The 14,626-nt window shown below is 34.4% G+C and carries 16 protein-coding genes; 2 read left to right on the plus strand and 14 right to left on the minus strand.

Features of this window, described 5'->3' with window-relative positions:
• Nucleotides 1–170: 170 nt before the first annotated feature.
• The 10 genes from chrI to AB8P06_RS04655 form a co-directional block, all read right to left on the minus strand.
• Nucleotides 171–656: a chryseobasin maturation helper ChrI gene (chrI, locus tag AB8P06_RS04610; protein WP_369838529.1), complete on the minus strand. Its 486-nt coding sequence runs from the start codon at nt 654–656 to the stop codon at nt 171–173.
• A gap of 351 nt (nt 657–1,007) precedes the next feature.
• Nucleotides 1,008–1,424 carry a nucleoside-diphosphate kinase gene (locus AB8P06_RS04615; protein WP_369838532.1) on the minus strand — a complete coding sequence of 139 codons (417 nt, stop codon included), beginning with the start codon at nt 1,422–1,424 and terminating at the stop codon, nt 1,008–1,010.
• A 643-nt stretch (nt 1,425–2,067) separates the two neighbouring features.
• Nucleotides 2,068–2,994: a ribosome small subunit-dependent GTPase A gene (gene rsgA / locus AB8P06_RS04620; RefSeq protein WP_369838535.1), complete on the minus strand. Its 927-nt coding sequence runs from the start codon at nt 2,992–2,994 to the stop codon at nt 2,068–2,070.
• A 154-nt stretch (nt 2,995–3,148) separates the two neighbouring features.
• Nucleotides 3,149–4,231: a chorismate mutase gene (locus AB8P06_RS04625; protein WP_369838537.1), complete on the minus strand. Its 1,083-nt coding sequence runs from the start codon at nt 4,229–4,231 to the stop codon at nt 3,149–3,151.
• Nucleotides 4,232–4,630: 399 nt separating this feature from the next.
• The gene (locus AB8P06_RS04630) at nt 4,631–4,966 is read right to left on the minus strand and encodes a DUF8439 domain-containing protein (RefSeq protein ID WP_369838539.1); all 336 of its coding nucleotides are present in this window, start codon (nt 4,964–4,966) and stop codon (nt 4,631–4,633) included.
• Between the two features lie 284 nt (nt 4,967–5,250).
• Nucleotides 5,251–6,336, minus strand: coding sequence for a DNA polymerase III subunit gamma/tau (gene dnaX, locus AB8P06_RS04635; protein WP_369838542.1), 1,086 nt, complete (start codon nt 6,334–6,336; stop codon nt 5,251–5,253).
• Nucleotides 6,337–6,412: 76 nt separating this feature from the next.
• Nucleotides 6,413–7,063: a TetR/AcrR family transcriptional regulator gene (locus tag AB8P06_RS04640; protein WP_369838544.1), complete on the minus strand. Its 651-nt coding sequence runs from the start codon at nt 7,061–7,063 to the stop codon at nt 6,413–6,415.
• Nucleotides 7,064–7,069: 6 nt separating this feature from the next.
• Nucleotides 7,070–8,326, minus strand: coding sequence for an aminotransferase class I/II-fold pyridoxal phosphate-dependent enzyme (locus tag AB8P06_RS04645; protein ID WP_369838547.1), 1,257 nt, complete (start codon nt 8,324–8,326; stop codon nt 7,070–7,072).
• A gap of 264 nt (nt 8,327–8,590) precedes the next feature.
• Nucleotides 8,591–8,968, minus strand: coding sequence for a helix-turn-helix domain-containing protein (locus AB8P06_RS04650; RefSeq protein ID WP_369838549.1), 378 nt, complete (start codon nt 8,966–8,968; stop codon nt 8,591–8,593).
• Between the two features lie 92 nt (nt 8,969–9,060).
• Nucleotides 9,061–9,813 (minus strand): response regulator transcription factor, encoded by a 753-nt coding sequence (locus AB8P06_RS04655; protein WP_369838552.1) that lies wholly within the window; start codon nt 9,811–9,813, stop codon nt 9,061–9,063.
• A 94-nt stretch (nt 9,814–9,907) separates the two neighbouring features.
• Here AB8P06_RS04655 and AB8P06_RS04660 point away from each other — a divergent pair, with 94 nt between their 5' ends.
• Entirely contained in the window at nt 9,908–10,555 is a 648-nt protein-coding gene (locus AB8P06_RS04660; RefSeq protein WP_369838555.1) for a DUF1349 domain-containing protein, read from the plus strand.
• A gap of 142 nt (nt 10,556–10,697) precedes the next feature.
• Here the strand turns inward: AB8P06_RS04660 and AB8P06_RS04665 are convergent, their stop codons facing one another.
• The 3 genes from AB8P06_RS04665 to AB8P06_RS04675 all read right to left on the minus strand — a co-directional run bounded on the left by AB8P06_RS04665 (nt 10,698) and on the right by AB8P06_RS04675 (nt 12,215).
• Nucleotides 10,698–10,907 (minus strand): hypothetical protein, encoded by a 210-nt coding sequence (locus AB8P06_RS04665; protein WP_369838558.1) that lies wholly within the window; start codon nt 10,905–10,907, stop codon nt 10,698–10,700.
• Nucleotides 10,908–11,321: 414 nt separating this feature from the next.
• A complete protein-coding gene (locus AB8P06_RS04670; protein ID WP_369838561.1) occupies nt 11,322–11,531 on the minus strand; it encodes a hypothetical protein in 210 nt (69 codons plus the stop codon).
• A gap of 474 nt (nt 11,532–12,005) precedes the next feature.
• Nucleotides 12,006–12,215: a hypothetical protein gene (locus AB8P06_RS04675; RefSeq protein ID WP_369838563.1), complete on the minus strand. Its 210-nt coding sequence runs from the start codon at nt 12,213–12,215 to the stop codon at nt 12,006–12,008.
• 489 nt (nt 12,216–12,704) lie between these two features.
• Between AB8P06_RS04675 and AB8P06_RS04680 the strand changes: the two genes are divergently transcribed.
• A complete protein-coding gene (locus AB8P06_RS04680; RefSeq protein ID WP_369838565.1) occupies nt 12,705–13,040 on the plus strand; it encodes a hypothetical protein in 336 nt (111 codons plus the stop codon).
• Here AB8P06_RS04680 and AB8P06_RS04685 read toward each other — a convergent pair whose 3' ends face one another.
• Nucleotides 13,041–14,621: a Na+/H+ antiporter gene (locus AB8P06_RS04685; RefSeq protein WP_369838568.1), complete on the minus strand. Its 1,581-nt coding sequence runs from the start codon at nt 14,619–14,621 to the stop codon at nt 13,041–13,043.
• Between the last annotated feature and the right edge of the window lie 5 nt (nt 14,622–14,626).

The raw sequence follows: 14,626 nt of genomic DNA on the forward strand, positions 1-14,626 counted from the left end.
TTCGCTGCCTTTCTTCTTTGAAAATCTGAGCTTATAATGGTTATCAGCTTCTTTTCTTAAGACTTTAATGCTTAAATTTTCTTGTTCTATGCTGATGTAAAGATCAAAATAAAACCAATACAAAGTATCCGTAAAAACACGGAATTTTCATTCCGTATTTCTACGGAAAATTATTCTATTTTGGCCCAGATACAGGCACAGATAACCAGGATAATGCTTAATGTAGAGCATATTGTTCTTATATTGTTCAGAAAATTCCATCTGTTTTCAAAGTTTTCACGGACTTTCTTTATGGCTTCCATGGTAGAATCGGTAATATTAAACTGATCCAGCTGATCATTCATCGGGACATTTCCAGCCACCGTAACACCGAATACTCCAATCAGATAAATAATAGCAGCCAGTAACAACAGAATAAATACAGGACTTTGTGCACGATAGAGAAAAGTAGAAAGGGGAAGCATCACTGCAGTTCCCATAAAGCTCAGAAAAAACACCGGATTCAGGATCTCTCTGTTGATCGACTGCATAGCTTTTAAATATTCTACATCCGATAATTTTCCGAGCCCGAGGACCACAGAACATGAATAAGCATAAAAAAGCCCGCCTATCAGGGCTGTAAGCGTTGCTGTAATGATCAGGATTAATGTTGTCATTTTCATAATTTTTATTTTGATGATGGGTAATGATTGATGATATAAAAATAACTTTAATATGGATAAGTCTGAGCATAAAATAAAGTCCTTTTTGGGAGAATCAGAATGCATATTCTTACTTTCCTTATTTTGAGTAAAAAATAACAAGACCGTCATTGTAGTTTTGCCGGACAACCCTGTTGAATTTACCGGGAAAAAACAGGCACTATTAAAAATAATCTGTTAAAAAAGAATACATATCATTTAATCTTATCTTTTTAACAATATGACACTTAAACCGCTAATAAATTGCATATAAACTAAAAGTCCGGAGAAAATTCCCCGGACTCTTTATTTTGAAGATTTTTCTACTTAGAAAATCTCTCTTCCTGAAAAGTGGAATGAAGCTTCAATAAGAGCATTCTCATCAGAATCTGAACCGTGAACCGCGTTCTCTCCTATACTTCTTGCAAACATTTTTCTGATGGTACCTTCAGCAGCTTCTGCAGGATTGGTAGCTCCTATTAATGTTCTGAAGTCTTCAACTGCATTTTCTTTTTCTAAAACAGCAGCAACAATTGGCCCTGAACTCATAAATTCTACCAATTCACCATAAAATGGTCTTTCAGCATGTACTTCGTAGAATTTTTTGGCATCAGCTACAGTAAGCTGAGTCAATTTTAGAGCTTTAATTTTAAAACCTCCTTCTGAAATTTTACCCAAAATAGCACCGATATGTCCATCAGCAACTGCATCAGGCTTAATCATAGTGAATGTAATATTAGACATAAATGTATATTTTTTTAATGCTGCAAAATTACAAAAAATATCTTTCATTTTAATTTTAATTTTTTTTTAACATAAAAATAACTTTTATTAAGAAAGTATGAACCAATCTTTGGCACAGTAATTGTTTATTCTATTGCGATTCTCATGTTTAATTTGAGTTTTCATGGTTATTAGTTTTTACCCAGCTTCGGCTGGGTTTTTTTATGGCTAATAGCTTCGAATATTTTATTAAATTCATAATTAAAAACATTTTTATTTATCAAATATTCAAAATTTAATTAATACGTTTGAATCTCTGGAAAAAATTAAAAATTTAATATTCCGTTTTATAAGATTAATTGTCTTTCACATAAGTTTTATCTGTCCCTTTTTCACACTTATAGGTTAGCTATTAATCTAAGAATGGCACAGTCACAACCAAAAAATTTATTGATTCTGATTCTAAAATCTGATTTTTACAGAATTAAATGTGATCATTAACTGAGAAATCCAATAAATGCAGTAGCGATATTATTTCCACCCTCGAAAAAATAAGACATAAGTGAGTATTGTGATAGAAAATAAAAACTCTGTGCATATCAATACAGATATAATATGTCAGTTTTTAATATCACAGATAAGTTTTTGAGAATAACCCTGAAATCTATTTTTGGGCAGCTTCTTCGGCCTCATCCATCAGCTTAATGTAGGTTGAGTATCTTGAATGCTGGATTTCTCCTGTTTCGAGCGCATCAATAACGGCACATTTCGGCTCGTTGATATGAAGACAATTATGAAATTTACATTCTTCCCTTTTCTTGAAAATCTCCGGAAAATAATGCTGCACTTCTTCTTTTTCAATGTCAATCATCGCAAATTCCCTTACTCCGGGAGTATCAATTACGTTTCCACCGAAATCCCAGAAGTGCATCTGAGCAAAAGTTGTGGTATGCTTTCCCTTTAAATGGGTATCCGATATTTCAGAAGTTTTCAGGTTTAATCCCGGTTGCAAGGCATTAACCAATGTAGATTTTCCGCAACCCGAATGTCCGAAAAACACAGAGGTTTTGTCTTTCAGCAAATCCTTCAATTCTTCTAAATTAAGCCGGGAATATGATGAAATATCCAGAGTATCATATCCTATTTCCTGATAAAGAAATTCGATGTCTTTTACAAGCTCTACTTCTTCATCATTTAAAACATCCATTTTATTGAAAAGGATTAATGGGGTAATATTGTAAGCTTCACAGCATGCCAAAAACCTGTCAAGAAAACCGAGTGATGTCTCGGGATGTTTAAGTGTGAAGATAAAACAGGCCAGGTCTATATTGGATGCAATAATATGAGCCTCTTTTGAAAGGTTTACGGATTTTCTGATCAGGTAATTTTTACGGGATTCTATTTTCGTAATCCATGCAATATCATCCTGCTCCAACTGAAATTCCACAAAATCTCCTACGGCAAGCGGATTGGTGAGCCTGGTTTTAATGAGCTTGAATTTACCTCGTATCCGGGCTTCGTAAATTGTATTGGTTTCGAGTTCCAAAACCTGATACCAGCTTCCTGTAGATTTAATGATTTTTCCTTTCATACTTATTTAAGGTACAAATATAAGGAATTAGCCGATAGAAATCAGGGCTTAAGATTCAGGATACTGTTTAAATTTTACGTTAAACCTTACCCTGAATCTTAAGCCCTGAATATTTTACTACGGTCTGCAATCTGTTATCTGCAGACTCCTTCTTCTAAATCCTGTCAATCATAATACTATTCTGCACTTCGATAGATTCCTCGTGAATCGCCTTGAAAACTTTTTCAATAAAATCCTGAGACATTCCTGTTTCCTTGGCTTTTTGAATGGCATATTCAGTGATTACTTTCCAACGTTCAGGCTGGAAGATCGCAATATCATTTTCTTTCTTAAGCTTACCGATTTTCTCTGAAACTTTCATTCTCTGGGAAAGAAGCTCGATCAGCTGGAAATCGATATCAGAAATTAAAGTCCTGTGTCTTCCCATTTCCCCATCGAAACCGGCCAATCCCGAATTTCTGATTTTTAAATTCCCTATTAATTCAGCCAGAACTTCCGGTGTAATCTGCTGGGAAGCGTCACTCCATGCTTCATCGGGGTTAGAGTGTGATTCTATGATTGCTCCCTGGTAACCAACGTTCATTGCTTCCTGGGTAACATCTGCCAATCCGGTTCTGTTTCCGCAAATATGAGAAGGGTCGATTAACATTGGGATATTCGGAAACTGGCTTTTGAAATCCAATGCAATTTGCCAGTTCGGATTGTTTCTGTATTTCGTTTTCTGGTAAGTAGAAAATCCTCTGTGGATCACTCCCAAGTTTTTAATATCCTGTCCTAAAAGTCTTTCTAAAGCACCAATCCATAGAGCTAAGTCAGGATTTACAGGGTTTTTTACAAAAACCGGTTTATCAGTTCCTCTTAAAGCCATTGCAATTTCCTGAACGGTAAAAGGGTTTACGGTAGAACGAGCCCCGATCCAAAGAACATCAACATCAGCTTCTAATGCTGCGAAAACATGATGAGCATTGGCAACTTCTGTAGCGGTTTTAAAGCCATATTCTTCTTTTACTTTTTTTAACCAGTTTAAGCCGATCACACCTACTCCTTCAAATCCGTTCGGCTTTGTACGCGGTTTCCAGATTCCTGCACGGAAGATAGGTACCTGCGCATTGGTTTCTTTTATTCTTTTCGCTGTTTCAAGCATCTGAGCTTCACTTTCGGCACTGCATGGTCCCGCAATCATTAATGGCTGTGAAAACTCATTAATCCACTCGTTCTTTAATTCTTTTAAATTCATTTTTGTTAATTTATTTTATATTTTGGGTTATTTTAAAATGATATACAAACAGCTCTTTCCTTATAAAGTTACTTTATAATTCTTTTCAAAAAATGCCGTTTAAAATTTTTAATGGGATCAGGAATCCGGAGAGAGCATCTGTTTATTCCTGTATTTTTTGAGAAAGAAATTTAATTAGCAATACCAATAAAATCGGTAATAGCTTCTAAAATTTCTGTAATAGGTAGCAGAAAAACTAAAATAACCGCTAAAGTAATCAGCGGGTGTGAAATAAGACAGATATGTAATCAATAATTTTTCCACTTTAGGGTGTCAATTGTCTATTTTCAGCTTTTCAATTAATAATTTGTATTGGTCAGAAACTTATTTTCTGTACAAATGTTTGACAAATATATAAAATTATGTCAAATCAAACTTCATTAAATCATCAAGATCTTTCAGTAAAGGATTTTTCTCCATGAACTTTTCGAATATCTTTCTCTTGGTAACCACCTCTATTTTAAGGCTTTGCAGGTCTTTTTCGTACTCAATTTCAATGGCATAATTATGCACTTTTCTTTTGAAATGATTGAAAAATTCACCACTTATTTTATCAAATTCCACTTTTGCAGAGTCTGAAGGATATGAAATTCTGATGAGATTTTCATCTGCTTTGGCCATTTTAAACACCTTAATGGCGTTATAGATAATAGCATCTCTGGATTGGGTTTGTTTCAGGAACAAATTCCATTCCATCTGTAAATCGGTATCGGTAAAATGATGCTGCGGAAGGTTTTCTGTTTTTGTAACAACAGTTTCAGCTACTTCTTCTTTTTCTTCTTTATTCAGGAAGGAATTGATACTGAAACCCGAAGATGCTCCCTGTCTGGATAATGGTTTAGAAGTTTTTTTTATTACAATTTCCTCCGGAATGTCGGCTGGCGTTACCGTCTGTGGTTCCGGCTTTTCTTCCTTGGATTGTTGTTTGGGAGCTTCGGGGAGTTTTACTTCCTGCTTTTCATGAATGAACGGAGCTAATATTATGAACTTTTTTTTTTAGCAACGTCACCATTAGCCGTCAGTGAAGCCAGTTGCATCAACGCAATCTCTACTGTTAATCTGGGATTCTTTGAGTTTTTATAATTAATATCCGCGTGATTGCAAATTTCAATAGCGTCTATCAGCTGTTGGGCATTCCATTTCTGGCTTTGCTCTACAAATTTAATTTTTGTTTTTTCTCCAACTTCAATGAGATCTATGGTCGAAGTATTCTGTGCCATCATCAAATCCCTGAAGTGATTTCCCAGGCCTGCAATAAAAATATGGGGATCGAAGCCTCTTTTTACAATTTCGTTAAATGCAAAAAGTACTTCAGGAATTTTATTTTCCTTGGCCAGATCCACTACATTCAGATATTGGTCATAATCGAGAATATTAAGCACTTCAGCTGCTTTGGCTAATGTAATATTCTTTTGAGAGAATGTGGAAAGCCTGTCAAAAATGGAAAGTGCATCTCTAAGGGCACCATCCGCTTTCTGGGCAATAAGGTATAAAGCATCGTCTTCATATTGAATATTCTCCTTTTGAGCAATGTTTCTCAAATGCCCCTGGATATCTTCAATCACGATTCTTTTAAAATCATAAATCTGGCATCGCGATAAGATCGTCGGAATGATTTTATGCTTTTCTGTGGTTGCCAGAATGAAAATGGCATGCGCGGGTGGTTCTTCAAGTGTTTTAAGGAAAGCATTGAAGGCAGCAGAAGACAGCATATGTACCTCATCGATGATGTACACTTTGTACTGGCCGACCTGAGGGGCAAAACGAACCTGATCAATCAGCTCCCGGATATCATCCACAGAGTTATTTGATGCAGCATCGAGTTCGTAAATGTTATAAGCAAAGCCGTCTTCTGAAACGGAACCATCCTTTTCATTGATCTTTCTTGCCAGAATCCTGGCACAAGTAGTTTTCCCGACACCACGGGGTCCGCAAAACAGTAAAGCCTGGGCTAACTGGTTTTCTTCAATTGCATGTTCTAAAGTATCCGTAATGTGGGATTGCCCAACAACAGTGTCAAACTCTTGCGGGCGGTACTTTCTTGCAGATACGATGAAATTTTCCATTGGTCAAAAATAAGAAATATAGTTTTAATCTGAAAGCCAAAAGCCTTCAAATTATCCACAAACTATTTTTCCGGAATTATGCAGGTTTTGATCCGCCTTTACTATCGTAGGCGAAATCAATAATATCAACGATAGCATTTTCAATTTCATTTCTTCCTTCATCACTTTTCATATCAAGACCACAAAAAGTACTTCCATTAGTAGCAGTATGAATATTTAAATAATAGGCTCCTGAAATGAGAAGGGCAATAATAGCTCTGAATTTCTTTGCTTTTTCTTCTCCAAAATAAGGATCTGTAATATTTTTAAACATTATATCTCCCATTTCTTCACGTTCATCTGCTAACTTTCTAAGAATAGGTTTGTTTTCGGAAAGTTCCCAAAGAATAATTTTTTGAAGTTCTTTATTTCTTTTAAGATTTTCAAACTGATTGATCAATGCTAATTTGGAAAGTGCATGTCCTCCATCCGAAATGTCAATTTCTATTTCACTTCCAGTTAACTTACTCCAATAATCCTGAGATTTGATATATTCGTCAATAAGTTTTTCTGTACTTCCAAAATATTCATAAATCAGTTTCTTATCAAAGCCGGCTACAGCAGCTATTTTACTCACTTTCAATCCCGAATAGCCTTTTACTCTTAAGATTTTTCCGACTGCAGCAAGCAGCTTTTGTTTGGTTTTTTCTTTATCCCTGATGGGACCTTGCACAACTTTTCTAGGCATTTTTTATTATTTTTTCGCAATATGCAATTTATTATTTATATCTTCAAATGCATTGAGTGTTTTGTCAAGATGTTCTCTTTCATGAGTTGCCATTACAGCCATTCTGATACGTGCATCTTTTCTTGCCACTGCCGGATATAATATCGGATTTGTATAAACTCCTCTTTCAATAAGTAGCTTTCCTACGTCGCCTGTTACATTTGGGTCTCCAATTTTTACAGGAACAATAGCAGAACATGTATTTCCGGTATCTAAACCTATATCATTAAGCCCCTTTTTGAAATAATTTATATTTTCCCATAGATTTGTACGCCAATATGGTTCTTCATCCATTAATTCGATAGCCTTGATAATACCCATAGTCGAAGGAGGTGCTGTAGCAGAAAAAATTTGCTGGCGTGATTGAAATCGTATGAATGCTGCCAATTTCTCATTAGTAATTACATAACCACCTACATTACCAAATGTCTTACTGAATGTTCCTGTAATAACATCCACTTTATCCAGCATATCTGCCTCTTCCAGTGCTCCTCTACCCGTCTCTCCTAAAATTCCTACTCCATGCGCATCATCCACCATTAAGAAAGCATTATATTTTTTTACTAAATTATAAATATCTTTTAAAGGTGACACATCTCCATCCTGAGAATATATCCCATCTATGATGACAAGTTTTGTCCGAAATTTATCTTCAGACGTTTTTAAAACATGTTCCAAAGCTACTAAATTATTATGAGGAAATGTCTTTGTATTCGTAAAAGCACATCCTTCATACATACTGGCATGCACCGCCATATCTATAATCGCAATATCTTCTTTTTGTAATAATATCTGTAATGTAGCACTGTTAGCCGTATATCCGGTAGTAAATATTACCGCCTCTTCATGTCTTCTTCCAAAAAATGAAGAAATTTTCTTTTCCAGATCATCATGAAAAATGAAATGCCCTCCGATAAGTGGAGAAGCCCCCGCCCCTGTTCCGTATTTTTGAATTCCTTCTATCGCAGCCTGCTTTACTTTTGGATGCTGAGTAAATCCCAAATAATCGTTAGATACGAAGCTTACATAATCTCTTTGTGTATTTTCAATTTCTACATTCATTACAGAGCTGCATCCGGAATTATTCTTTAGCCTGTAATTCATATGTCCATTAGATTTCATGTAACCTAAAAAATCATAAAAAACTTCTGCCCTCTCAACCATATCAAACTTTGGAATATTTTCAAAATCTTTGAAAGTTGCTGTGGTAAAATCGATATTCATCCTTAATTATTTTAGTTGTTTTGTAGAACAAATATAGGACTATTTAACATTTTTTAGATTTTATTTTATCTATTTTTATTATGCGTATAATATTGGAATATTAGCATTTGAAAATCAATTTATTTCACAATTGTTACTTATTTTTTTCACCAATTACGAATTGCAAATTGCATATTTTTTAACTTAAAAAAATCAATTATCGAGCTGTCATTTTTTCGCTTTCTTTTTCCGGGATTATTTTTCTCGCATATCATTTATGTCTTTTCATTCACACTTTTGGTCTTTCCTGAAGTTCCCGGGCGTCATTCCTGTCCATTTTTTAAAGAATTTAGAAAAGTTTGAAGGATCATAGGTGAAAATCCGGGCTATTTCTGCAACCGGCTTATCTGTTTCAGCCAGCATGATTTGTGCCTGTTCTATGATTTTAGCATCATAAAAATGACAGGGATGGTTTCCTTTTTCTTTTTTTACGGTATCTGTAAGGTGAGTATGGGAAATAGCAAGTTCGTTGGCAATTTCGTTAAGCTCCATAAATTCGGGAACCTTCCCGGAAATTACATCCTGAATATGCTGATCGATAAAAGCAAAATAACTGATTGTAATTTCGGCTCCTCTTTTTAATATCTTCTCATCATTTGGCATATAGATCTTACTAAGCTTTATTAAAAATATAAATTTAAAAAGATTAATCTAACGAACATGGTGAACTTTTCGGAAGGTTTCACATCATATTATTAATTAAAGCTATCATTAAATGCCTGAACAGAGTTTTTTACTTTCAGTTTTTCCAGGATATTCTGCCTGTGCCTGCTTACGGTATTGATGCTTATGGAAAGAAAGTCAGCAATTTCCTTACTGGTAAATCCTTCTCCTACAAACTTCAGGACTTCAAGTTCTCTTTTGGACAAAATATTTTTATAGTTTAATTTATCTTCCACTATAATATTTCCTTTCGTAGAATTGATGATTAAAAATTCTGAAGGCAGGTGTGCGGACTGCTCCGGGGAAATGCTGTACAGACAAAGTGCAAATCTCAATTTCCCGTTATAAGGGGAATACACATAGAACATTCGGTGCTGAACAAACCTGTATTCATCATCTTTATTTTTCATCTGCATTCTTGATACAACATGGTAATCGGCACGTTCTTCAGGCTGCAGGGAATCCAGAAATTTGAAAAACCTTAATTCATGGATGTATTTTTTGAGTTTATCATCAGGATGTATCTTTTTCAGAATATCCTCTTCCCAGATCGAATCTATTTCCAGAGGATTCTCATCCATATTCAAACCCAATTCCAAGGCGGCTTTAGATTTGTAAACATAGCTTTTATCCGCCTGCATATCACTGAGTACAGAAATCGTATTCTCTATTTTGGAATACATCAAAGCAATCTGTTTAGATGCTTCCGTATCCAACAGGCACTCACTGTTTCTGTCCGGATTTTTATTGAGCAATGCTTCATTAAGCGTTTCTACGATCTGCATAAATGGTTATTTATCAGTATTGACGATACAACAGTTAAATTTTACTTTTGCTAAATTAATAATTTACATTCAGTTATAGTTATAACTAAAAAATATGAAGAGAACCATTCTAAGTTTTTGCTTCTTTTTATCAGCCGGAAGCGCTTTCGCCCAGACATTAGAGAAAATGACCTGGTTTAATGAGCCCGAAAAATGGGAAATTAAAAACAACAGCTTATCTATGTTTGTCACTCCACAGAGTGATTATTGGAGGATTTCTCATTATGGTTTTACCGTAGATGATGCTCCTTTTTACTATACTACTTATGGTGGTGAATTTGAAGCTAAAGTAAAAATCACGGGAAATTATAAAGCCCGTTTTGACCAGATGGGACTAATGCTGCGGATTGATAAGGATCATTATATCAAAGCCGGAGTGGAATTTGTAGATGGCAAATACAATCTAAGTACTGTTGTTACTCATACAACAAGCGACTGGAGTGTTATCACTCTGGATAAAACACCTCCCGCCGTATGGATCAAAGCAGTACGAAGGCTTGATGCTGTTGAAGTATTTTATTCATTTGATGATAAAAACTACATTATGATGCGCAATGCCCATCTTCAGGACAATACACCGGTAATGGTAGGCTTAATGGCTGCATGCCCGGATGGAAATGGCTTTAATGCCGTTTTTGAAAATTTTAAAGTGAAACATCTCCCTGATGAACGCCGCTTGAAATGGCTGCAAAACAACAAATAAATTAATTAGTCCTACTGACCATAGCAGTTTAAAATAATTGAATTAAATTCAATATTACAGTCATTTTTTTTAATTAACCTCTCAATTTTTTCGGGAGGTTTTTATATGTTTACCGTTTGGTTATATTTTCCTAAAATAATGTTCAATATTTCCGAAATCTCTTAATAATATTAATTTCTGCTACTTCTTCGTTTTTAAAAACGACGGATAAAAAGATTCTTTTTCCCATCCAGTCTTTTCCTAGCTCATAGGTCCATAGATCACTTCCAAAATAATTAAGACCATAACCCAGCTTATCCTTAACTTCAATACGAGTCCTTCCCAGCAAATAAGTAAACTTTTTCTTTTTCATGATGTGCTTTTGACTTCAAAAGTATCAAAACACAACAGGCAACACAATAAAAACAACACATAATAATCTAAATATCAATCAATTAATGAAAATAATAGAATAAAATATTTCCACGCAACTGTAAAAGAATTTCAATTTTAAGTTTATGTTTTTTAAACAATCACGATCACATATATATTTTATTCATAATGTCGTCTTTAATTTAGTAAAAGCATAAGTTTACCTTGAAATAACAGGGTTTATTAGAAAAGAAAAAAATTCACAAAACAAACATAACAAACCGATCGAAAAAACAGTTTTAAATAAATAATTATTACTGTTATAAGACCTGCACGAAACTTGGATATTGTGAAATACTATCAGAAAGTATATTTTTAAAAATTATAAAAATCTATTATAATTGATTTGAAAGATTCAGTGCTTCCTGAAACTTTTAAACACATTGATTTCTGAAGCTATTCCATTTTTAAAGATAATGGATAAAATAATTCTCCTTCCTATCCAGGTTTTACCCAGTTCATAGGTCCAAATGTCATTTATAAAATAATTAAAACCATCTCCTATTTCATCTTTGATAACCATACGATCTTTACCCAATAAATGGGAGAAATTTTCTTTTTTCATAAAGTGTGTATTTTAATCTCAAAAGTATTAAAACACAACAAACAACACAATCAAAACAAAACATAAAAGACTACATATCAATAAATTAATACAAATAATAGAATAAAATATTTAAAAAAAATGATGAAAAATTTCAATTATAGGTTAATGTTTTTTTTAATATTTAATATTACTTATATATTTTAAACATAAAAAAAGCCTTAGTATAGAAAAAAAATACAATATTTCAACCTAAAACAACCAACATTAAACAAAGAAAAAAATTCACAAAACCTCATAAAATAATGGTTTAAAAATATTTTGAGACAGGTGATTCTTATCCTATACAGCCTTTTTCATCTTCTATAGGCAATATTTTCATGTTAAATAATTGATCTGTGAAAAAATTGTAATCAGTATAATGGGTAAAATAGGATCAGAAAGTATCCTTTTAGAGATTATAAAAGACGGTTACTATTGATAATGAAAAATTGCTCAGTGCTTTCTGAAACTCTTAAAGACATTAATTTCTGCAGCGATTCCGTTTTTAAAAGTAATTGATAGAATAATTCTCCTTCCCGTCCAGGTTTTACCCAGCTCATAGGTCCAGATGTCATCTATAAAATAATTAAAGCCGTCACCCATTTCATTCTTAACGACAATACGATTTTTGCCTAGTAAATGAGAGAAATTTTCTTTTTTCATAAGTGTGTATTTTCGCTTTTAACGTCAAAAAAGGCCAGAATATTGCAAACAATTTTCCAGCCCCACACAAAAACAGGTATTGATTTTTAAATAATTAAAGCTGAAACTTTCATGATGGGAACAAGTCAATTCAGCCTTTATACTTTAAAATACCATCACCATCTAACTTGTAACATCACAAAACTAAAAATATTCGGAGTGTTCGGGAAATATATTTTGTAGAAATAAAGTTACATTCCTGTAGAATTACTACTACAAAACCTACTGTATTACAGGAACAACGCTTAGAAATATAAAATAATTACGTAAAGCATACTATCTTTAAAAATATTCTAAGTTTAAAGATTTATAAAAAATAAATTTTCTAAAAAAATACCATTTTTGGAATTATTTAATTATTTTGGTTAAGTTTTTGAAGTGAAAAAATAAAACAGACCTCAAATTAACTGTTAAAAAATTGGATAAACAATTAAAAACTTATACCGGATTATGATTTTTGAAAATGAAGCCCATTCTGTTTTACAAGACAAACACAACCTGTCGTTTGTTACTCATATCATTAATTTTCACGGAGATAAATCATATATATTAAATTCTTTACAAAAGATAAAGAACAATTCCCTATGCAAGATCAAAAGAAAAAGAATCACTAAATGGATTAAGGAATATACACAGCATCTCAATCAATACATTGAGAATGATGATTTTAATTTAAAACCGGAAAATTATAAGCTCTCCCCGGCTTATGCCAGACAGTCTTACCAGAAAGTTTTAAAGGAAGATGAGTACCTGCAAAAGCTAATTTCCATTTTAGATCTTGAATAATTAACAAATCAAAAGAATTCTTTCTTCTTCAAGATCGATCTGCAGCAAATGTTTTCTGATCAGATCTTCATCAACCTGGTTATTGTTGTGATTCTGATCAATAAGCCACATCCTTTGCTGGTTTAAGATATCCAGATAAACCGATTTTACTTCAGGAGAGATTTTCACATCAACATCTTCATTTGTTTTGTCTTTCCACTTATCATGAATATATTTTAAAAACTGGCTCTCATTGAGCAGATCCCCGTAATTGCTCGTGATATGATCCACCGTATGTTTTGCCAATTGTCTTTTGATATATTCTTCGGCTTCCTCATCCGGAAGATAGTCATTGAATGAAGGCATATTAAGACTTCTGATCAGGGAAGGCAGCGTTAACCCCTGAATAAGCAATGTTGTCAGGATCACAATAAAAGTAATAAATAAAATCAGGTTTCTTTGAGGGAAATCAGCTCCGCCTTCATGGATCTGTGTAGGGATAGATAAAGCTGCAGCTAAAGAAACCACGCCACGCATTCCTGTCCATCCCATCAGAATCGGGGCTTTAAATCCCGGACTTCTTGTATCAGCTACACTGATATAATTCCGTGCAATTAAAGTAACCACTACAGCTCCATAAGCAGATAAAACTCTTACGACAATCAGCACAGCCGTGATCAGTAATCCATAACCGATCGCTGCGGAAAGGCTTACTCCTTCCAGCCCTGATGTGATTTCAGGTAAATCCAGACCAATCAGCAGGAATACTAACCCGTTTAAAACAAAAGAAAGGCTTTGCCATACATTGACACCCCGCAAACGGGATGATGCGCTCATAATACGGTGCCTGTGATTGGATAACAACAGACCACCGCTCACGACGGCCAGAACGCCGGAGCTATGAACTTCTTCAGCAGCAATGTACATCAGGTAAGGGGCAACAATAGTAAGAATGGTATCCATATTGGCATCTGTAGGAAGGTATTTATGCACTTTCATAAAGATCCAGCCGATCAGTACACCTATTCCTACTCCACCGATCAGCATCCATGAGAAGCTTAGTGCCGCTTCATGCCAGATAAACTGTCCTGTAGCCACCGCCACCATTGCAAAACGGAAAATAATCAATGAGGATGCATCATTCAGCAGGCTTTCCCCTTCTAGAATGGAAGACATCCTTTTGGGCACCTTCACAAATTTCAGAATGGCTCCGGCACTTACCGCATCGGGAGGAGAAACTATTCCGCCTAACAAAAACCCGAGGGCAAGAGAAAATCCGGGAATAAAATAATTAGCTACAAAGGCAACGGAAATTGCCGTAAGAAAAACAACCACAAATGCAAAGCTTCCTATAATCCGTCTCCATTTCCACAGTTCTTTCCATGAAATAGACCATGCCGCCTCATACAGTAAAGGGGGAAGAAATATAATAAAAATCAGCTCCGGATCAATCCTTATCATTGGAATCCCGGGAATGAAACTGATTAATAATCCTGCCACGACAAGTAATACAGGGTAAGCCACTTTGATCTTATTGGCCAGCATGACCAATAGAACAATAGCAACAATAAGTGATAAATAGAAAGGGAAATCTGCAATCATCCGGA

It is taken from the genome of Chryseobacterium tongliaonense, from assembly GCF_041224435.1.
Taxonomy (GTDB): domain Bacteria; phylum Bacteroidota; class Bacteroidia; order Flavobacteriales; family Weeksellaceae; genus Chryseobacterium; species Chryseobacterium tongliaoense.

Excerpts from the sequence above, each read along its gene's own strand:
- chrI (WP_369838529.1), bottom strand. The coding sequence starts at position 656 with ATGACAACATTAATCCTGATCATTACAGCAACGCTTACAGCCCTGATA.
- AB8P06_RS04615 (WP_369838532.1), bottom strand. The coding sequence starts at position 1,424 with ATGTCTAATATTACATTCACTATGATTAAGCCTGATGCAGTTGCTGAT.
- rsgA (WP_369838535.1), bottom strand. The coding sequence starts at position 2,994 with ATGAAAGGAAAAATCATTAAATCTACAGGAAGCTGGTATCAGGTTTTG.
- AB8P06_RS04625 (WP_369838537.1), bottom strand. The coding sequence starts at position 4,231 with ATGAATTTAAAAGAATTAAAGAACGAGTGGATTAATGAGTTTTCACAG.
- AB8P06_RS04630 (WP_369838539.1), bottom strand. The coding sequence starts at position 4,966 with ATGGAATGGAATTTGTTCCTGAAACAAACCCAATCCAGAGATGCTATT.
- dnaX (WP_369838542.1), bottom strand. The coding sequence starts at position 6,336 with ATGGAAAATTTCATCGTATCTGCAAGAAAGTACCGCCCGCAAGAGTTT.
- AB8P06_RS04640 (WP_369838544.1), bottom strand. The coding sequence starts at position 7,063 with ATGCCTAGAAAAGTTGTGCAAGGTCCCATCAGGGATAAAGAAAAAACC.
- AB8P06_RS04645 (WP_369838547.1), bottom strand. The coding sequence starts at position 8,326 with ATGAATATCGATTTTACCACAGCAACTTTCAAAGATTTTGAAAATATT.
- AB8P06_RS04650 (WP_369838549.1), bottom strand. The coding sequence starts at position 8,968 with ATGCCAAATGATGAGAAGATATTAAAAAGAGGAGCCGAAATTACAATC.
- AB8P06_RS04655 (WP_369838552.1), bottom strand. The coding sequence starts at position 9,813 with ATGCAGATCGTAGAAACGCTTAATGAAGCATTGCTCAATAAAAATCCG.
- AB8P06_RS04660 (WP_369838555.1), top strand. The coding sequence starts at position 9,908 with ATGAAGAGAACCATTCTAAGTTTTTGCTTCTTTTTATCAGCCGGAAGC.
- AB8P06_RS04665 (WP_369838558.1), bottom strand. The coding sequence starts at position 10,907 with ATGAAAAAGAAAAAGTTTACTTATTTGCTGGGAAGGACTCGTATTGAA.
- AB8P06_RS04670 (WP_369838561.1), bottom strand. The coding sequence starts at position 11,531 with ATGAAAAAAGAAAATTTCTCCCATTTATTGGGTAAAGATCGTATGGTT.
- AB8P06_RS04675 (WP_369838563.1), bottom strand. The coding sequence starts at position 12,215 with ATGAAAAAAGAAAATTTCTCTCATTTACTAGGCAAAAATCGTATTGTC.
- AB8P06_RS04680 (WP_369838565.1), top strand. The coding sequence starts at position 12,705 with ATGATTTTTGAAAATGAAGCCCATTCTGTTTTACAAGACAAACACAAC.
- AB8P06_RS04685 (WP_369838568.1), bottom strand. The coding sequence starts at position 14,621 with ATGATTGCAGATTTCCCTTTCTATTTATCACTTATTGTTGCTATTGTT.